General features: G+C 61.4%; 18 protein-coding genes. 14 read left to right on the top strand and 4 right to left on the bottom strand.

Annotation, left to right across the window (positions count from 1 at the left end; genetic code table 11):
* The 9 genes from GYH29_RS22680 to GYH29_RS22640 all read left to right on the top strand — a co-directional run bounded on the left by GYH29_RS22680 (window position 1) and on the right by GYH29_RS22640 (window position 7,281).
* Window positions 1–1,557, top strand: a complete 1,557-nt coding sequence (locus tag GYH29_RS22680) for a phage tail protein (protein ID WP_052370664.1) — start codon at window positions 1–3, stop codon at window positions 1,555–1,557.
* A gap of 30 nt (window positions 1,558–1,587) precedes the next feature.
* Window positions 1,588–2,175, top strand: coding sequence for a phage tail protein (locus tag GYH29_RS22675; protein WP_161524430.1), 588 nt, complete (start codon window positions 1,588–1,590; stop codon window positions 2,173–2,175).
* A gap of 106 nt (window positions 2,176–2,281) precedes the next feature.
* Window positions 2,282–3,427: a baseplate assembly protein gene (locus tag GYH29_RS22670; RefSeq protein WP_161524429.1), complete on the top strand. Its 1,146-nt coding sequence runs from the start codon at window positions 2,282–2,284 to the stop codon at window positions 3,425–3,427.
* Complete coding sequence (locus GYH29_RS22665; RefSeq protein WP_052051867.1) at window positions 3,420–4,076, top strand: phage tail protein I; 657 nt, start codon at window positions 3,420–3,422, stop codon at window positions 4,074–4,076. The genes GYH29_RS22670 and GYH29_RS22665 overlap by 8 nt, the downstream gene beginning before the upstream one ends.
* Window positions 4,073–4,759: a phage tail-collar fiber domain-containing protein gene (locus GYH29_RS22660; RefSeq protein WP_161524428.1), complete on the top strand. Its 687-nt coding sequence runs from the start codon at window positions 4,073–4,075 to the stop codon at window positions 4,757–4,759. Before GYH29_RS22665 ends, GYH29_RS22660 begins: the two co-directional genes overlap by 4 nt.
* 194 nt (window positions 4,760–4,953) lie before the next feature.
* On the top strand, window positions 4,954–5,643 hold the full coding sequence (locus tag GYH29_RS22655; protein ID WP_161524427.1) for a hypothetical protein: 690 nt from the start codon (window positions 4,954–4,956) through the stop codon (window positions 5,641–5,643).
* Between the two features lie 10 nt (window positions 5,644–5,653).
* Entirely contained in the window at window positions 5,654–5,974 is a 321-nt protein-coding gene (locus GYH29_RS22650) for a hypothetical protein (protein WP_196783823.1), read from the top strand.
* Window positions 5,975–6,228: 254 nt separating this feature from the next.
* Window positions 6,229–6,972, top strand: a complete 744-nt coding sequence (locus tag GYH29_RS22645) for a hypothetical protein (RefSeq protein WP_043589418.1) — start codon at window positions 6,229–6,231, stop codon at window positions 6,970–6,972.
* 15 nt (window positions 6,973–6,987) lie between these two features.
* Window positions 6,988–7,281 carry a tail fiber assembly protein gene (locus GYH29_RS22640; protein ID WP_161524426.1) on the top strand — a complete coding sequence of 98 codons (294 nt, stop codon included), beginning with the start codon at window positions 6,988–6,990 and terminating at the stop codon, window positions 7,279–7,281.
* A 64-nt stretch (window positions 7,282–7,345) separates the two neighbouring features.
* On the opposite strand, the gene GYH29_RS22635 is transcribed toward GYH29_RS22640, so the two are convergent.
* From GYH29_RS22635 to GYH29_RS22625, 3 genes are read right to left on the bottom strand one after another with little or no spacing between them, the layout of a single operon-like run.
* Window positions 7,346–8,746 (bottom strand): efflux transporter outer membrane subunit, encoded by a 1,401-nt coding sequence (locus GYH29_RS22635; protein ID WP_161524425.1) that lies wholly within the window; start codon window positions 8,744–8,746, stop codon window positions 7,346–7,348.
* Window positions 8,739–11,885, bottom strand: coding sequence for an efflux RND transporter permease subunit (locus GYH29_RS22630; protein WP_043589423.1), 3,147 nt, complete (start codon window positions 11,883–11,885; stop codon window positions 8,739–8,741). Before GYH29_RS22630 ends, GYH29_RS22635 begins: the two co-directional genes overlap by 8 nt.
* 19 nt (window positions 11,886–11,904) lie before the next feature.
* Window positions 11,905–13,095: an efflux RND transporter periplasmic adaptor subunit gene (locus GYH29_RS22625; RefSeq protein WP_232060449.1), complete on the bottom strand. Its 1,191-nt coding sequence runs from the start codon at window positions 13,093–13,095 to the stop codon at window positions 11,905–11,907.
* 196 nt (window positions 13,096–13,291) lie between these two features.
* On the opposite strand from GYH29_RS22625, the gene GYH29_RS22620 reads away from it, so the two are divergent.
* The 5 genes from GYH29_RS22620 to murA all read left to right on the top strand — a co-directional run bounded on the left by GYH29_RS22620 (window position 13,292) and on the right by murA (window position 17,213).
* Window positions 13,292–13,939, top strand: a complete 648-nt coding sequence (locus GYH29_RS22620) for a TetR family transcriptional regulator (protein WP_039754261.1) — start codon at window positions 13,292–13,294, stop codon at window positions 13,937–13,939.
* A gap of 86 nt (window positions 13,940–14,025) precedes the next feature.
* Window positions 14,026–14,931, top strand: a complete 906-nt coding sequence (locus tag GYH29_RS22615) for an ABC transporter ATP-binding protein (protein WP_161524424.1) — start codon at window positions 14,026–14,028, stop codon at window positions 14,929–14,931.
* Window positions 14,928–15,683 carry an ABC transporter permease gene (locus GYH29_RS22610; protein WP_019103820.1) on the top strand — a complete coding sequence of 252 codons (756 nt, stop codon included), beginning with the start codon at window positions 14,928–14,930 and terminating at the stop codon, window positions 15,681–15,683. Before GYH29_RS22615 ends, GYH29_RS22610 begins: the two co-directional genes overlap by 4 nt.
* Before the next feature lie 21 nt (window positions 15,684–15,704).
* Window positions 15,705–15,953 (top strand): BolA family protein, encoded by a 249-nt coding sequence (locus tag GYH29_RS22605; RefSeq protein ID WP_081574739.1) that lies wholly within the window; start codon window positions 15,705–15,707, stop codon window positions 15,951–15,953.
* A gap of 6 nt (window positions 15,954–15,959) precedes the next feature.
* Window positions 15,960–17,213, top strand: coding sequence for a UDP-N-acetylglucosamine 1-carboxyvinyltransferase (gene murA, locus GYH29_RS22600; protein WP_019103822.1), 1,254 nt, complete (start codon window positions 15,960–15,962; stop codon window positions 17,211–17,213).
* 71 nt (window positions 17,214–17,284) lie between these two features.
* Here murA and GYH29_RS22595 read toward each other — a convergent pair whose 3' ends face one another.
* Window positions 17,285–17,620, bottom strand: a complete 336-nt coding sequence (locus GYH29_RS22595) for a zinc ribbon domain-containing protein YjdM (protein WP_043589429.1) — start codon at window positions 17,618–17,620, stop codon at window positions 17,285–17,287.
* Between the last annotated feature and the right edge of the window lie 9 nt (window positions 17,621–17,629).

Here is a 17,629-nt window from a genome sequence, read left to right as displayed (position 1 = left end):
ATGGCCAATGAGTTTTTCACGCTTCTCACCGCCAGCGGCAAGGCCAAGCTGGCGGCGGCGCAAGCAAACGGCGCGCCGCTGCAGATCAGCCAGATGGCGGTTGGCGACGGCGACAACGGCGGGTATTACACGCCCAGCGAGAGCCAGACCGCGCTCAAACATGAAACCTGGCGCGGCGCGCTCAACCACTTAGCGGTGGATCCGAACAACCCCAACTGGGTGGTGGCGGAAGCGGTGTTGCCGGATACCGTGGGCGGCTTTTACATCCGCGAGGTGGGTCTGTTCGATAGCCGTGGCGATCTGATCGCCATCGGAAAATTCCCGGAGAGCTACAAGCCGCTGCTGGCGGCCGGTTCAAACAAGCAGCTTTATGTCCGGATGATTCTGGAAGTGTCCAACACCGCGGCGGTGACGCTGCTGGTGGACCCCAGCGTGGTATTGGCGACGCGCTCCGCGGTGGATCAGCGCATCGCAGAGGAGCTGGCGAAGCGGGATGCCAAGCCGCGTGATTTCCACCCTCTGCAAACCTTTCCGGCTCAGGCCTACCGACGCAATGTGCTGATCAATGGAGGTTTCGACGTGTGGCAGCGCGGCGCCAGTCAGACAGTGGGCGGTTATGGCTCGGTGGACCGTTGGCTTCTGGATTTGGGCGGCGGCCCGCTTGGCGGCGCGACCTTGTCGCGGATGGCGGCCAGTATCGCCGAGACCGAAACCTTGGGAGCGACGACGAACTTCATGCGTCTGACGCTGAGCAAGCCGCCGGCCAGCAAGGCCAACGAGTACTGCCAGGTGTGTCAGCCGGTGGAAAACCTGCGGCGTTTCACCGGCAAGCGTATGACGCTGAGCTTCTGGGCCAAGGCGGATCAGCCGCGCAAGATGGTGGCCTATGTTGAACAGTGGTTGAAGAGGCCGCCAGCCGCATCCGACAAGATCAGGGCGCTGGAGGCAAGCCCGGTGGAGTTGACGACCCGTTGGCAACGCTTTGTCTTCTCTTTTTCCTCTCCTAGCTTGCAGGGGCGCGAACCGGGGAACGAGGCCTCTCTGGCCGTTTTTCTTGGGGTGTCGTACAGCGATGCCTACCCGGCCCTGAATGCGATGACCGGCGCGCAAACCGGCATTTTCGATATTGCGCAGGTGCAGTTGGAGGAGAGCCCAGTGGCGACGCCGTTCGAGTACCGTGGCTTTGGCGAGGAGTTGACTTTGTGTCAGCGGTATTTTGAGAAAAGCTATCCGTTAAATGACTTTCCCGCTAAAAACTATGGGGCCGATTCCGCTTTCGCGCCGGCTATATTTAGCAAGATGTTTCATTTGAATGTCGGCAATTTGGGTGACAAGCAAATTAATATGACTATCCCGTTTATGGTAGAGAAACGGATTGAGCCGGCTATTGTGATTTATGACGGTTTAGGTGCGGTTGATAGAATGACTACGAGTAATGGAAATGGCGTGATTCCAGCGGTTAAGTCCAGTTCTACCAGGTTTGTAAATGTGATTCCCCCAGTTAGTCCAAGTATTAATTGGATTGCCTGTCATTGGGTGGCGGATGCTGAGATTTAATTAATCGATAGGGGGGTGAAAGTGAATGCCATGTATCGTTTAACCAAGCAGTCGGATGGAGTGATTCGAGTTGTCGATGGGGCCTATATCCCTAAAGGTCACCGCTGGTGGGATGAGTATGAACTTTGGCTGCAGCAAGGCAATCAACCGACACCGCAATTTTCACTGGCGGAGTTGCAAGAACAGTTGCTGCGAGAGATTGATGCCGCTGCAGATACCACCCGCAGCGTAACCTTGGGCAGTGAGCCTAACCTAGCCGAATACCAGCGCGCCGCCGCCGAGGCGCAGGCGTTCAAGGACGCCGGCTACAAGGGCGAGGCACCGCCGGCGGTGCGTTCCTGGGCCGAGGCCAAGGGCTGGGACGGCCAGCAGGCGGCGGACAGCATTCTGGCCAAGGCGGCGGCCTGCGAACAGGCGTTGTACGCAATCCGCGACGCTCGGCTGAAGGGCAAGGAAGCGGTGCGTCAGGCCTCGGACGAGATGGCGGCGCGCACGGCGGCCGACGAGGCGGTGTCCCAACTGCGGCAACTGGCTGCGGGAGACTTTGCCGCCGCTACGCCGGAGGCCGAAGCCGGCCGCGCCGGCGGTCTGTTCAAGTTCTTTTCCAAACGGCTTTAAAAGCCGGCCGGCGGCATGATGGCGGATCATGTCGTCATCCGCTTTCTCTTCTGCGCCCCGCGACGGCCGCGCCAGGCCGCCGCGCTCCATTCAAGGACGTTCTCCCATGACCCCAGACTTGCCCAAGTTCATCGATGACGACCCGCATCTCGTCACCGCCGAGCTGATCGACGCCTACCAGAAAATGAGCGGCAAGACGCTCTACCCCGGCCAGGTGGAGCGTTTGCTGATCGATCTGATCGCCTATCGCGAAAGCGTGGTTCGAGCCGCCTTCAACGATGCCGGCCGCCAAAACCTGGTGGCTTTCGCCCGCGCGCCGATGCTGGACTACCTGGGCGAGCTGGTCGGCGTCAGCCGGCTGGCGGCGCAGCACGCGCGCTGTACGGTGCGCATTGCTTTCGCCCAGCCGCTGGCGCTGGCGCAGGTGATCCCGGCGCAGACCCTGGTGGCCGGCGGCGGCGTGCAGTTTCAGACCCTGGCCAGCCAGATCGCGCCGGCCGGCAGCACCAGTATTGACCTGCCTGTCAGCGCGACGGAGGCGGGGGCTGCGGGCAATGGCTTCGTGCCGGGCCAGATCAACACTTTGGTGGATGAACTGGAGGTGGACGCCAGCGTGGTCAATATCGACACCAGCGCCGGCGGCGCCGACGCGGAGGACGACGAGCGCCTGCGCGCGCGGATCCGACTGGCGCCGGAGTCCTTCAGCGTGGCCGGCAGCGCCGCCTCCTATCGCCACCACGCGTTGCGCGCGCATCAGGACATCGCCGATGTGGCGGTGATCAGCGCCAGCCTGCAACAGCAGAACGGCGAACTGAAAAGCGCCAACCAAGTGCCGCCCGGCGTGGTGCGCTTGTACCCGCTGACCAAGACCGGCATGCCGCCTGACAGCATGCTCAGCGTGGTGGCCGCCGCGTGCAGCGCAGACCGGGTGCGGCCGCTGACGGATTTGGTGGAGGTGCTGGCGCCGGAGGATTACGGCTACCGGGTACGCGCGCGGCTGACGCCGTATCGCGATGTCGATCCTAAAACCGTGCAGCAGCAGGCGCAGGCGGCTGTCGGCGCCTTCGTGCAGGCGCAGGCGGAGCGGCTGGGCCGCGACATCGTGCCGTCGCAGCTGATCGCTACCCTATCGGTGCCCGGCGTTTACCAGGTGACCCTGCTGGAGCCGGCCGCCGCCCAAGTGGTGCCGCCACAGGGCTGGTCGCACTGTACCGACATCCAACTGGAAATGACGGGAGGCCAGGATGGCTGACGTGACCCCTAATCTGCTGGCGCGCGACGCGCGTTTTGGTCCACTGGCCCGGCTGAGCGAACGGCTGGGCGATATCGATCCAGGCGGCCTGTTGGTTTATCTAGTGGACGCGGCCAAGCCGGAGCTGCTGCCTCTGCTCGCCGAGCAATTCCATATCGACGGCGACGAAGGTTGGCTGCTGACCCAGAGCGAACAGCAACGCCGAGATCTGATCAAGCAGAGCATAGAACTGCATCGCCACAAGGGCACGCCCTGGGCATTGCGCGAAGTGTTCCGCATCCTCGGCGTGACGGTGGAACTGGAGGAGTGGTGGCAGCGTCAGCCGCCGGCCGCGCCCTACACCTTCGAGCTGACCGCTTGGGCGAACGACAATTTGCTGCCCGGCCAGGCCTTGCTCAACCCCGATCTCTATCGCCGCTTGCGGCGCATGGTGGAACTGGCCAAGCCGGCGCGGAGCACCTACCGCTTCAAATTGGGCGCGCGTTTCAACGGCCGCTTGGGCTTGGCATCGGCCGCTCAGGCGCGTGCGTTGATCCGCCGTAGCGCCGAGGCCGCGCCGATGCGGCTGGCGCCGTTGCAGCCGCTGGCTCTTTCATCCGCCGCGCAAATTTATAGCGTGGTTCACGTCACCATGGAGGCATCGTTGTGAGCACCCCCTTAGCACCTCTTATCACCGCGGCCGGCCTGGCCGCAATCTGGCGCGCCAGCAATGACGGCGTGTCCGCGCAGATCACCCACATCGCCTTGGGCGACGGTGCTTACGCGCCGACGCAGGGCCAGACCGCCTTGCGCAGCGAACAGGCGCGCTACCCCATCGCCGGTGGTGAACAGCTGGGCAATACCCAGATCCACTTGACCGCCATCGCCGACGACGTCAAGGCGTTCTGGGTGCGCGAGATCGGTTTCATCCTGGCGGACGGCACCTTGCTGGCGGTCTGGTCCGACCCGAAGGCGGCGCTGGCCTACAAGGCCGCCGATGTGCAACTGCTGCTGGCCTATGACCTGGCCTTGAACGCGTTGCCGCCGGACAGCGTCACCATCCAGTCCAGCGGCGCCGGCCTCAATCTGAGCCTGGCCAGCGAACTGGCGGAACTGGCGGCGGCCCAGATCGGCGAAGCCAACCGCGGCTTGGGGCGAGATGAGCGCATCCGCGCGCAGGAAGGGCGTTTGCAGGCGCTGGAGCCGCAAGTAGCCACCTTGCAAAACCGCAGCCAAGCGCTGGAACAGGAGCATGCCGCCGATAAACGCTCCGGCCTGGAGCTGGCCACCGCCAATGCCGCGGCCATCGTCAGCATGCAGCATTTGTTCGTCAAACAACGTCTGGGCGCTTGAGCGCAGGGGCTGCGTCGCAGCCCCATTTCCCCTGGCCGACATGGCCGTCCCCGCAGTCACTCCTGTATTTCCCGCGCCGCTTCCGGCACTTCCCCATTTCTATGTGTTTCCGTTTCCAGGCTGAGGCCTGGGGACGCCTTGCTTTGAATGGCCGTCAAGGCCATGTATCGCGGTAAGACCTTAAGGAGAGTGTTATGAGTTTGGAGAGCAATATCGCCGAGTTGGTGAAGTCTGCCAATGGTTTGACCGATGCCGTTCATGGAAAGATCGGTGAAATCGACCAGAGTGTGACTAAGAAAATAAACGAATTGGAGACATGGCGTATCAGCGCCCAAGGTGGCTATCCCGCATTCAATCTGCTTAATAACGCCCGCTTGGATAAACTGAATGAAGATGGAACCCCTAAAGGGTTTTCTATATGGAACTCGGAGTGTACGGTCCAGTTATCCGTTATCGAGGAAAGTAAAAGCGTGTGGTGGCAGGTGCCAGGTCGGGTATTACGAATTGTGTGTGAGCCCAAGCCCGAGGCAGCACGCCCCTATTTCAGTCTTTGGCCTGGTGAGAGGGGGGCAATGCCGAGCAATGCACAGCCTATCAAAGCGACCAGAGGCTTCGAATATCGGGTGGTATCGTTGGCCGGTGGGGCGGAGGCATATTGTGGTTGGGAGTCGGGCAGAACGGAGCTTGATTTGACTCAAAAAGACTGGACGCCAGTGCGGTTGACCACGAAAGGTATGCAAACCACAGTGCTGTTTTCGGCATATTTTTTAAATAAACCTATAAATTCTCGCCTAGTGATTGAACTGCGGAATATTTTTGTCAATTTGGGTGATGCTGGGTTTTATAGCTTGGGTTTAAGTGATCTGACAGACTTAACGAACTAAGGAGCAAGCCATGTTGATCGCAACGGAAATGAAATCAGGAATGGAGCTGCATGCAGACAGCTACACGCAAACCAATGTCGAAGCATTTGCGGCTTCATTCCAAGATGGGCCAATAGAGATCGAACTATCGGATGCTGCCAGGTCGGAGTGTGCCAGAGTACAGTGTGCGGCTCATATTGAGAAGTATTATCCGATCTTCAAACAGTTGAATTTGCTGCGTGATGGCGATGATGAAGAAAAAAAACAGATGAGTGCATTCATCAATGCCTGCCAAGCATGGAGCAATCAGGCATCTGGTACTCGCGCCGAGTTGGAAAAAATCAAGCCATGATATTAAGCCAGGCGTGCCTGGCACGGCATGCCGAGCTAAGTAAATGGCTTGGCTAAGTCAGAATGAACCGCGCTTCCACATCATGGAGCGCGGTTTTCGATTTTTTTGCTAAAGCGGTTTAAAAGCCCTTGCTTTCCATAACTGACACAATATCTCCATGTCAGCGCTGAAGCCGTTCACGCCGGAAGGGCGGTGAACGAACACATGGTTGAATTTAATTCAATCCACTCTGTGATGAACCATTGGAGAGCATGATGAGCTTGGAAAGCAATATCGCGGAACTGGTAAAAGCGTCGAACGCGCTGACCGGCACAGTAAACGGAAAGATTGCCGATATCGACCGACGCGTCGACGTCAAGATTCAGCAAATGGAGGACTGGCGCAAGGAAAACACCCCGGAACGCCGCATCGTCATCGATTTCACCATCGGCGGCAGCAAGGATTTCTTCTACCCGGTATGGTGGCGCTTGCGCTCCGCAGGGGAGGATGGTACGCATCAAGTGTCCATTGTCCGAAATTATGCGTGGAACGGTGCGGAGAATGAGCGGCCACTGAACGTGAGCACCGTGCATCAGGCTGGATTATTGCTGGAAATGGAAGGAAGCGATGTAGCTTGGGGCGGGGATGCCAAGTTCCTCGAAGTCAAGCGCTTCAGCGAAACGTATAATCCGACGGTATCGCATGTTTCCCATGCGATGTATTGCAAGCAATATCGGATAGATGTGAATAAGCCTCCGTATAACGGCATTGCCGATGGCACTTTTGCTGGGTGCAATATGGTGCTCAGTGGTGCATATCTACGTGGTGGTGGTTTGAATTATCGCGTGATTTCCAATCTGCCGCTGGATTTCGGTTTTCATGATGGGAAAGGGGAGGAGAGGGAATTGGGGCGTTATGAGCATGTCAACACCTTCTGGTTGGCCAGCCCGATTGCACTGACCAACCGCGTCGCGCCGCCGCAGACCCTGAACGCCTTTGTCGATGTGCCGACCGCTTAACTCCAGGAGACTCCGATGCTGATGATTGCCAAACTGCCTAACGGCATGATTAATGTTCCCGCCGACCAACTGACCGAACTGGGTATCGACACGACTACTGCGGGTCGTTTGATTCGCGAAGCTAAGCTGGTGCTATTGCGCGCAGAGCGCGACCGCCTGCTGGCGGCGTCCGACAAAACCCAGTTGCCGGACGCGCCGTACAGCGCCGAGCAACGCTCGGCCTGGCAGGCCTATCGCAAACAACTGCGGGATATGCCTGAGTCGGTGGCAGACCTTGACCATGTGTCGTGGCCCGCCCTCCCGGCCTGATTCCACCCGTCGTTAACCAATAAAAAACCCCGCCAAGGCGGGGTTTGTCGTTTGCTGCCGCGGATCAAGACTTGTCCGGTGTTTCCCAGCCGCCGCCCAGTGCCTTGTACAGGCCCACCACCGCGTTGAGTTGGTCCAGCTTGGCGCTGACCAGGCCCAGTTCCGCCTGGAAGCTGTTGCGTTGCGCGTCCAGCACGTCCAGATAGCTGGCGTAGCCGTTGTCGTAACGCAGGTTCGCCAGACGCAGCGATTTGTTCAAGGCCTGGAACTGCGTGGTCTGCGCCGCCTGGATGTCCCGCGCCGCGCTGTAGCCGGACAAGGCGTCCAGCGCGTCCTTGAACGCGCTCTGCACCGTCTTTTGGTACTGCGCCAGCGCCTGCTTCTGCCGCGCATTGGCCGCGTCCACCGCGTAGCCGGTCTGGCCGAAGTTGAACACCGGCGCCGCCAGGTTGCCGACGAAGCTCCAGGTCCGCGTCGGGCCGGTGAACAGCGTGTCCAGCGACAGGCTTTGCGAACCCAGCGCCCCGCTCAGGCTGATGCTGGGGAAGTAAGCCGCGCGCGCCACGCCGATGCGGGCGTTGGCGGCGATGAGCTGCTGCTCGCTGGCGGCGATGTCCGGCCGACGCTCCAGCAAGCTGGAGGACAGGCCCGCCGGCACTTCCGGCGGCGCGGACAGCGCGTCCAGGCTTTGGCCGCGCTGGATGCCGCCGGCCACCAGCTGCTTGGGCGAGTAGCCGAGCAGCACGCCCAGCGCGCTTTCGGTCTGCGCCAGCGCGCTGGCGATCTGCGGCACCTTGGCGCGGGCGGAAGCCGCTTCGGCCTCGGCCTGCTGCTGGTCCAGCTCGGAGATCAAACCGCCCTTGAAACGCTTGGTTTGCAGCTTCAGCGATTCCTCGCGGCTTTGCAGCGTACGCTTGGCAATGTCCAGCTGGGCGTCGTAGGCGCGAAGCTGGAAATAGGTCTGCGCGGTTTGCGCGGCGATCGCTAGCTTCGAACTGTCGCGGGCGAAGCGGCTGGCGGCGAAGTCCGCGCGCGCCGCCTCGTTGCCGCGGCGCAGCTTGCCCCACAGGTCCAGTTCCCAGGACGCGGTGAGGTTGGCGTTGCGCACGTCGCTGACCAGCGGCGCGCCCGGCGTGGTTGTCGCCGTGGAGGTGCGGCCGCGCTGATAGCCGGCGTTGGCGTTCAACGCCGGCAGCAACTGGGCGCGGGCGATGCCGGCCTGGGCCGCGGCTTCGTCGACGCGGGCGGCTGCGGCGGCCAGGTCCTGGTTATGCTCCAAGGCCTCTGCGATCAGCTGGTCCAGTACCGGATCGTTGAACTGTTTCCACCAGTCCATGGCGATGGCCGGACTCTGGGCCTGGGCGCTGTCCGGCAGCTCCAGTTTGGGGCGGCTGTAGTCGGGGCCGACCGCGCAAGCGGTCAGCGCCAGCGCCACCAATGAGGGAATCAGGGCGCGTTTAAGCATCGGCCTTGTCTCCTGCCTCGGCCGCGGGCTGAGGCTGTTTCGGTTTGCTGAACTTCATGATGAGCATGAAGAACATCGGGATGAAGAAGGTGGCAATGAAGGTGGCCGCCAACATGCCGCCCACCACGCCGGTGCCGATCGAGTGGCGGCTGGCGGAGCCGGCGCCGCTGGAGATGGCCAGCGGCATACAACCCAGCACGAAGGCCAGCGAAGTCATCACGATTGGACGGAAACGCAGCTTGGCGGCGGCGATGGCGGCGTCTACCACGCTCAGGCCCTCTTCTTCCATTTGCTGCACCGCGAACTCCACGATCAGGATCGCGTTCTTGGCCGATAGGCCGATGAGCGTCACCAGCGCCACTTGGAAGTAGACGTCGTTGGCGAGACCGCGCAGCCAGTTGGCCATCAGCGCGCCGAACATGGCGAAGGGCACCGCCATCAGCACGCTGATGGGCAGGCTCCAGCGCTCATACTGCGCCGCCAGGATCAGGAACACCATGATCATGCCGAAGCCGAACACCACGGCGGACGAGCCGCTGGTGGATTTTTCCTGGAAGGCGGAGCCGGTCCACGCCAGGGTGTAGCCGTCCGGCAGGGTTTCCTTGGCCACGGCTTCCAGCACGTTCAGCGCCTCGCCGGAGCTGAAGCCGGGCGCGGGGCCGCCCACCAGCTTGGCCGCCGGGAAGATGTTGAAGCGCTCCAAGCTTTCCGGACCGGTAGTTTGCTTGATGGTGACCAGCGCCGTCAGCGGGATCATATTGCCGTCCTGCGAACGCACATAGATGTTGCGCAGGTCTTCAACCCGGGTGCGGAAATCCGCCTCCGATTGCAACTGCACGCGGAAGGTGCGGCCGAATTTGTTGAAGTCGTTGACGTACAGCGCGCCAAAGGTGCTCTGCATGGTGTCGAACACGGTGTTGACCGGCACGCCCAGAGACTTGGCCTTGGCCCGGTCCAGCTTGACGTAGATCTGCGGCACGCTGGCGGAGAAGGTGGTTTGCACCCCTTTCAGTTCCGGACGTTTGGCGGCCGCTGCCACCAGTTTCTTGGTGACCTCGCCCAGTTCCACGGAACTGGCGCCGCCGCGGCTTTGAACATAGGCCTCGAAACCGCCGGTGTTGGACATGCCGGAGATCGGCGGCGGGTTGAAGGCCAGTACGATACCGTCGGTAATGCCCATCATGCCTTTGGCGAAGGTGTCGCCCACCACCGCCTGCGACGACAGGTTGGGCGCTTTGCGCTCATCCCACGGTTTCAGGGTGATGAAGGACACGCCGGCGTTGGTCTTGTTGCCGCCGGTGAGGATGTCGAAGCCGGCGAAGCTCATCACGTCCTTGACCGCCGGGTTTTTGCTGGTCATTGCGTCCAGCTTGGTCATGGTGGCAGAGGTGCGCTGCATCGACGCGCCATCCGGGAGGAAGGCGGCGGCGATGATGTAGCCCTGATCCTCGTCCGGCGCCAGGCTGGACGGGATCATGCGGAACAGGCCAACGCAGATGGCGATCAGGCCGGCGAACAGCAGGATGCCCACCGCGCTGCGCTTGATCAGGAACACCACACCGCGGGAATAACCCTGGGTCAGGCGGTCGAACCAGTTGTTGAACCAGACGAAGAAGCGGGCCGGATGCTGATGGCCTTCCTTCAACAGCAGCGCGCACAGCGCCGGGGTCAGGGTCAGGGCCACCAGGCCGGAAATCGACACCGACACCGCGATGGTGATGGCGAACTGTTTGTACATCTGGCCTGCGATGCCGCCGAGGAAGGCGACCGGGATGAATACCGAGCACAGCACCAATACGATGGCCACCAGCGCGCCGGATACCTCATCCATCGCCTTGAAGCTGGCTTGCAGCGGCGACAGTTTTTCCTGCGTCATCAGGCGTTCGACGTTTTCCAGCACCACGATGGCGTCGTCCACCACGATGCCGATGGCCAGTACCAGGCCGAACAGCGTCAGGGTATTGATGGTGAAGCCGAAGGCGTACATGCCGGCGAAAGTGCCGATGATGGAGACGGGCACAGCCAGGCAGGGAATCAAGGTTGCGCGCCAGTTCTGCAAGAACAGGAACACCACCAGGAATACCAGCACCATGGCTTCAGCCAGCGTGGAGTACACCTCCTTGATCGACACTTCCACGAACTTGGTGGTGTCGTAGGGGATGGCGTAGTTCAGACCTTTGGGGAAGCTTACAGCCAGCTTCTGCATGGTCTGTTCCACGGCTTGCGCGGTAGCCAACTGGTTGGCGCCCGGCGCCAGGAAGATGCCGATCGGGATGGTGGGCCGGCCGTTGTGCGTGCCGGTGAAGTCATAGGACAAGGCGCCCAATTCCACGCGCGCCACGTCCTTCAGCCGCACGGCGGAACCGTCCGAGTTGGAGCGCAGGATGATGTTCTCGAACTCTTCCGGCTCGGATAGGCGGCCCTGGGTGGTCACGGTGTAGGTGAAGTCTTGCTTGCCCTTGACCGGCTCTGCGCCCACCTTGCCGGCGGCGAACTGCGCGTTCTGCTCGCGGATGGCGGCGGCCACGTCGCTGGGCGTCAGCTTGAGCTGGGCCAGGCGATCGGGTTTCAGCCAGACGCGCATCGAGTAGTCCTGGCCGGCGAAGTTGATCACGTCGCCCACGCCCGGAACCCGCTTCAGCTCGTCCACCACGTTCAACAGCGCATAGTTGCTGATGAACAGGGTGTCGTAGGTCTTGTCCGGAGAGAACAGCGAAATCACCTGCAGGAAGGCCGAGGATTTCTTGGTCACGTTGACGCCCTGCCGGCGCACTTCTTCCGGCAGTTGCGACAGTACCGACTGCACGCGGTTGTTGACGTTGATGGTGGCCTGGTCGGCGTCGGTGCCGATCTTGAAGGTCACGCTCAACGACAGCTTGCCGCTGGAGGAACTGGTGGACTGCACGTAGAGCATGTCGTCCACGCCGTTGATCGCCTGTTCCAGCGGCGAAGCGACGGTGTTGGCGATCACCTCGGCGGAGGCGCCCGGGTAGCTCGCGCTCACCGAGATCATCGGCGGCACGATTTCCGGGTACTGCTCAATGGGCAATGCCTTGAGGGCGGCCAAGCCGGCCAGTGTGATCACGATGGAGATCACGCTGGCGAAGATGGGCCGCCTGATGAAAAAGGCGGAAAACATGGATGGTTACCCCTTTGCCTTATTGTTTGGGCGCGGCGGCGGGCGCGCTGGCGTCGGCCTTGAACGGATGCGGTTTCACGTCCGCGCCCGGGCGCAGTTTGATGATGTTGTCCACCACCACCTTGTCGCCGGCTTTCAGGCCGCTTTCCACCAGCACGTTGAGGCCCACATCCTGAGACACGGTGATGGGGCGCGGCTGCACCTTGTTGTCGGCGCCGACGACCCACACCATCTTGCCCTGCTGCGAGGTCAGCACCGCGCGCTGCGGCACGGCGATGGCGTTGCTGCGCTTGGCGCCTTGCAGGATCACGCGCACGAACTGGCCGGGCAGGATGCCGCCGTCCGGATTGGCGAAAGTGGCGCGCGAGCGGATGGTGCCGGTGCTGGCGTCAACCAAGCTGTCGGTAAAGTTCAAGCGGCCGCTTTTGCCGTAGGTGGAGCCGTCGGTCAGCTTCAGCTGCACGTTGAAGTGGCCGTTGGCGGCCAGCTTCAATTGGCCGGAATCCTGCATCTTGCGCAGATTCATCATGTCGTTGTCGGACATGCTGAAGTTGACGTAGATCGGGTCCAGCTGGGACACCTTGGTCAGCAGGCTGCCGTCGGCTGTGGTGGACACCAGGCTGCCTTCGGAGCGGGTTTCCTGGCTGGTCATGCCGGAAATCGGCGCGGTGACGCGGGCGTAGCCAAGATTGATCTTGGCCTGCTGCACCTGAGCCTGGGCGGCTGCGACGGACGCCTTGGCGGCCTCGTAAGCACTGACCGCGTCATCGCGGTCTTTTTGGCTGACCGCGTTCTCCTTGAACAGCGGGGTGATGCGGTCGTAATCCTGTTTGGTGCGCACCAACTGAGCCTGTTGCACTTGCAGATTGCCCTGGGCCTGGTCCAGCGTCGCCTTCAACGGCTCCGGATCAATCTGGAACAGCAAGTCGCCTTGTTTCACCGGCTTGCCTTCGGTGTAGGCGCGCTTGAGCAGAATGCCGCCCACACGGGCGCGTACTTCCACTTCGCGCGAACCGGCGGCTTGGCCGACGAATTCGAAAGAGACGGGCACATCGCTAGGCGCGATCTCGAGCACGCCCACCGGCATCGGCGGCATGGCGCCGGCATGCTTGTCGTCTTTTTGACCGCAGGCCATCAGGCTGGCGGCCAAGGCAGTGAGCAACAGCCATTGCCCGCCTTTCTGGGCGAAGGTGTTTCCTTGCATCTTCATGGGATGTCCTCAGGAATGTGGAGATATGAGTGTTATAAGTAAAAGGTACTGCAATTTTTCTTTGATAGTGGAAATTGATCGATATCGGATCGCGACATTTTACATACATGCGTGTACGTATGTAAAATGCTTCCAGCGACGCATTGTGTTATGGTGCGGGCTTCCGACAGACTCCTTGATCAGCGATACGTTCAACATGGCACGCAAAACCCGGGAAGAAGCCGAACAAACGCGGCATTTGCTGCTGGATACGGCGGAGCAGCTCTTTAGCGAGAAGGGTGTCTCCAAAACGACACTGGCCGACATCGCCAGCGCGGCAGGATTGACGCGCGGCGCTGTGTATTGGCATTTCCAGAACAAGCTGGACTTGTACCGGGCAATGCTGGACAGGATGAGCGGACAGTTTGATGACATCTGTGAGCAATTGTTGAGAACGGCACACTCGAGTCCGGCACTGGCCTTGTGGAACCATAGCCACCGGCTGCTGACCATGATTGGGGATAACCCACAGGTTCGTCGTATTTTACTCATTCTGTTTATGCGGAGCGAGCATGTTGGCGAGCTGGCCCCCATTCACGACGAGTGTGTTGCACATATGCAAGAAACCCGCGAGCAGTTGACCCTGGTGGTGCAAATGGCGGTGGATGCCGGCCAGACCTTGCCGTACGTGAATCCGGAAACGGTGGCCGAGGTGTTGCAATCGATGCACCACGGCCTGATCAACCGTTGGCTGGCGGACGGCAGCCAGACCAATTTGGGCGAGAATGCCACGCAACTGTTGCAGTATGTCTATCGCGGCATTTTCTTGCCGGAAGTGATGGAAGAACTCTCCCCTCAAACGTAGCCCAGCGCTATAATTGACCTTTTTTGTCAAACCATTAGCGTCGTTGGCGGCTTGCGCCGCGCGGCGTTGCCGGTGTTACCTCTCTCATGCCCCAGGCTATTGAAATTCAGGCGGTGAGCAAGCGCTATGGCCAGCTGCAGGCGCTGGACCAGGTGGGCTTCACCGTCGCCCCCGGCGAATTCTTCGCCCTGCTCGGTCCCAACGGCGCGGGCAAGACCACGTTGATTTCCGCGATGGCCGGCTTGTCGCGGCCGGACAGCGGTTCCATCCGCATCATGGGCCACGACGTGGTCGGCGATTTCCGCGCCGCGCGCAAGGCGCTGGGCGTGGTGCCGCAGGAACTGGTGTTCGATCCCTTCTTGTCGGTGCGCGAAACATTGCGTTTTCAGTCCGGCTACTTCGGCTTGGGCCGCAACGACGACTGGATAGACGAACTGCTGTTCAAGCTGGGCCTGGCGGACAAGGCGCACAGCAATATGCGCGCGCTGTCCGGCGGCATGAAGCGCCGGGTGATGGTGGCCCAGGCCTTGGTGCACCGCCCGCCGGTCATTGTGCTGGACGAACCCACCGCCGGCGTGGACGTTGAACTGCGCCAGAGCCTGTGGGTGTTTGTGCAGGAACTGAACCGCGCCGGCCACACCATCGTGCTGACCACCCATTACTTGGAAGAAGCCGAGGCCTTGTGCTCGCGCATCGCCATGTTGAAGAAAGGCCGGCTGGTGGCGCTGGAGAGCAAGGACAAGCTGCTGGCGCACAGCGCGCGTCGCGAAGTGGCGCTGCTATTGTCCGGCGAGTTGCCGACGGCGCTGCTGCCTCTGAAGCTGCGCGACGAAGACCGCCGCGTGGTGTTGCAGCTGGAGCATCTGGGCCAGCTGGAGTCCGTGCTGACCGCGCTGCGCGCAGCGGCGGTGGAAGTACGCGAACTGAACGTGGTGGAGACGGATCTGGAAAGCGTGTTCGTCAAGATGATGAATGGAGGGCCGCAGCCATGACCGGCTTCATGACCCTATTTAAGAAAGAGCTGGTCCGCTTCTGGAAAGTGGCGTTTCAGACCGTGGCCGCGCCGGTATTGACCGCGCTGATGTATCAGTTGATCTTCGCCCATGTGCTGTCGCGCCATGTCGAGGCTTACCCTGGCATCAGCTACACCGCCTTTCTGATTCCAGGCCTGGCGATGATGTCAATGGCGCAAAACGCCTTCGCCAACAGCTCCAGCAGCCTGATCCAGTCCAAGATCACCGGCAATATCGTGTTTCTGCTGTTGCCGCCGCTGACCGCGGTGGAGTTTTTCGGCGCCTATCTGCTGGCCTCCGTCGTGCGCGGCCTGGCCGTGGGCGCCGGGGTCTTGCTGATCACCGGCTGGTTCGGCCTGCCGCTGCCGGCGCAGCCGTTGTGGGCCTTGGTCTTCGCTGTGCTGGGCTGCGGCGTGCTGGGCGCGCTGGGCATCCTGGCCGGCATCTGGGCGGAAAAGTTCGATCAGTTGGCCGCTTTCCAGAACTTTCTGATCATGCCGCTGACTTTCCTGTCGGGCGTGTTCTATTCGATCAACAGCCTGCCTCCGTTCTGGTACGCCGCGTCTCATCTGAACCCGGTGTTCTACATGATAGACGGCTTCCGCTACGGCTTCTTCGGCCAGGCCGACGTCAGCCCCTGGCTATCGGCCGGGGTGGTGGGCGGCAGCTTCGCCGTCTTGTCGGGCCTGACGCTGTGGCTGATCAAATCTGGCTATAAACTGCGCCATTAAGGCGTATCCACGGGATTTCTCATGATTACTCCGCAACAAGTCAAAGAATACATCGAGGCCGGTTTGGCCTGTACCCACCTGGAAGTGGAGGGCGATGGCCACCACTTCTACGCCACCATCGTGTCGGCGGCTTTCGAGGGCAAGCGCCTGATCGATCGCCACCGCCTGGTCAAGGAGGTGATCGCCACCCGCCTGGCCAGCAATGAAATTCACGCTCTGTCCATCGTCAAGGCCGTCACGCCGGACGAATGGCAAAAACTGCAAGGCTGATCCATCATGGATAAACTGAAAATCATCGGCAACGGTCCGCTTAACGGCGAGATCCGCGTTTCCGGCGCCAAGAACGCCGCCCTGCCCATCCTGTGCGCCAGCCTGCTGACCGGCGACACCATGCGTTTCACCAATGTGCCGATGTTGCGCGATATCGCCACCACCCAGAAGCTGTTGCAGGGCATGGGGGTGCGGGTGATGACCGATAATGTGCACGAGATGGAAATCACCGCTGGCCATCTGGACAGCCTGGTGGCGCCGTACGATCTGGTGAAGACCATGCGCGCGTCCATTTTGGTGCTGGGTCCGACGCTGGCGCGCTTCGGCGAGGCCACGGTGTCCCTGCCGGGCGGCTGCGCCATTGGCAGCCGACCGGTGGACCAGCACATCAAGGGCCTGGTGGCGATGGGCGCCGAGGTCAGCATCGAGCACGGCTACGTCAAGGCCAAGGCCCGCCGCCTGCGCGGCGCCCGCATCATCATGGACATGGTGACCGTGGGCGGTACCGAGAACCTGCTGATGGCGGCGACGCTGGCCGAAGGCACCACGGTGCTGGAAAACGCCGCGCGCGAGCCGGAAGTGACCGATCTGGCCAACTGTCTGGTGGCGATGGGCGCCAAGATCAGCGGCATCGGCACCGACCGGCTGGTAATCGAGGGCGTGGAGCGTTTGCACGGCGCAGATTATGCGGTGATGCCGGACCGGATCGAGGCGGGCACCTTCCTGGTGGCCGGCGCGATGACACGCGGCCACATTGTGCTGCGCAACGCCGCGCCTAAGAGCATGGAAGCGGTGCTGGACAAGCTGGCGGAAACCGGCGCGGTGGTGGAGTGCGGCGACGACTGGATCTCGCTGGACATGAAGCGCCGTCCGCAGGCGGTGAACTTCCGCACCTTGCCTTACCCGGCTTTCCCCACCGACATGCAGGCGCAGTTGATGACGCTGAATTGTGTGGCCGAGGGCGCCGGCGTGGTGACCGAAACTATTTTCGAGAACCGCTTCATGCACGTGCCGGAACTGAACCGCATGGGCGCCAACATCGAAGTGGAAGGCAACACCGCCATCATCAAGGGTGTGGAGAAGCTGTCCGGCGCCACAGTGATGGCCACCGATCTGCGCGCGTCGGCCAGCCTGGTGATCGCCGGCCTGGTGGCCGAGGGCGAGACCATCGTCGATCGCATCTACCACCTGGACCGCGGCTACGAGCATATCGAGAAGAAGCTGGGTGCGGTGGGCGCGCTGATCGAACGGATCAGTTAAGCTTAAGCTTTGCCCCGGCAATGAAAAACGCCACGGCTCAGGCTGTGGCGTTTTGTTTTGGCGCGCGGGTTTTACGCTTTCTTGACGAATTCGGACTTGAGGCTCATCGCGCCGATGCCGTCGATTTTGCAATCGATGTCGTGATCGCCGTCGACCAGGCGGATGTTCTTCACCTTGGTGCCTACTTTCACCACCAGCGAGGAGCCTTTGACTTTCAGGTCCTTGATCACGGTGACGCTGTCGCCGTCTTGCAGCACATTGCCGTTGGCGTCCTTGATCACGCGGGTTTCTTCGGCGGGGGCGGCTTGCTCGTTCCATTCGTGCGCGCACTCCGGGCAGACATACATCGCGCCATCCTGATAGGTGTATTCGGAGTTGCATTGCGGACAGGCTGGCAGATTGCTCATGGCGTTTCC

It is taken from the genome of Chromobacterium haemolyticum, from assembly GCF_009936155.1.
Lineage (GTDB): Bacteria > Pseudomonadota > Gammaproteobacteria > Burkholderiales > Chromobacteriaceae > Chromobacterium > Chromobacterium haemolyticum.
The sequence above is the reverse complement of the archived record's forward strand: the minus strand, read 5'-3'. Positions and strand labels throughout refer to the sequence as shown.

What these genes read in the sequence shown, in the direction of transcription:
- GYH29_RS22680 (WP_052370664.1), top strand. Translation starts at nt 1, where the DNA reads ATGGCCAATGAGTTTTTCACGCTTCTCACCGCCAGCGGCAAGGCCAAG.
- GYH29_RS22675 (WP_161524430.1), top strand. Translation starts at nt 1,588, where the DNA reads ATGTATCGTTTAACCAAGCAGTCGGATGGAGTGATTCGAGTTGTCGAT.
- GYH29_RS22670 (WP_161524429.1), top strand. Translation starts at nt 2,282, where the DNA reads ATGACCCCAGACTTGCCCAAGTTCATCGATGACGACCCGCATCTCGTC.
- GYH29_RS22665 (WP_052051867.1), top strand. Translation starts at nt 3,420, where the DNA reads ATGGCTGACGTGACCCCTAATCTGCTGGCGCGCGACGCGCGTTTTGGT.
- GYH29_RS22655 (WP_161524427.1), top strand. Translation starts at nt 4,954, where the DNA reads ATGAGTTTGGAGAGCAATATCGCCGAGTTGGTGAAGTCTGCCAATGGT.
- GYH29_RS22650 (WP_196783823.1), top strand. Translation starts at nt 5,654, where the DNA reads ATGTTGATCGCAACGGAAATGAAATCAGGAATGGAGCTGCATGCAGAC.
- GYH29_RS22645 (WP_043589418.1), top strand. Translation starts at nt 6,229, where the DNA reads ATGAGCTTGGAAAGCAATATCGCGGAACTGGTAAAAGCGTCGAACGCG.
- GYH29_RS22640 (WP_161524426.1), top strand. Translation starts at nt 6,988, where the DNA reads ATGCTGATGATTGCCAAACTGCCTAACGGCATGATTAATGTTCCCGCC.
- GYH29_RS22635 (WP_161524425.1), bottom strand. Translation starts at nt 8,746, where the DNA reads ATGCTTAAACGCGCCCTGATTCCCTCATTGGTGGCGCTGGCGCTGACC.
- GYH29_RS22630 (WP_043589423.1), bottom strand. Translation starts at nt 11,885, where the DNA reads ATGTTTTCCGCCTTTTTCATCAGGCGGCCCATCTTCGCCAGCGTGATC.
- GYH29_RS22625 (WP_232060449.1), bottom strand. Translation starts at nt 13,095, where the DNA reads ATGAAGATGCAAGGAAACACCTTCGCCCAGAAAGGCGGGCAATGGCTG.
- GYH29_RS22620 (WP_039754261.1), top strand. Translation starts at nt 13,292, where the DNA reads ATGGCACGCAAAACCCGGGAAGAAGCCGAACAAACGCGGCATTTGCTG.
- GYH29_RS22615 (WP_161524424.1), top strand. Translation starts at nt 14,026, where the DNA reads ATGCCCCAGGCTATTGAAATTCAGGCGGTGAGCAAGCGCTATGGCCAG.
- GYH29_RS22610 (WP_019103820.1), top strand. Translation starts at nt 14,928, where the DNA reads ATGACCGGCTTCATGACCCTATTTAAGAAAGAGCTGGTCCGCTTCTGG.
- GYH29_RS22605 (WP_081574739.1), top strand. Translation starts at nt 15,705, where the DNA reads ATGATTACTCCGCAACAAGTCAAAGAATACATCGAGGCCGGTTTGGCC.
- murA (WP_019103822.1), top strand. Translation starts at nt 15,960, where the DNA reads ATGGATAAACTGAAAATCATCGGCAACGGTCCGCTTAACGGCGAGATC.
- GYH29_RS22595 (WP_043589429.1), bottom strand. Translation starts at nt 17,620, where the DNA reads ATGAGCAATCTGCCAGCCTGTCCGCAATGCAACTCCGAATACACCTAT.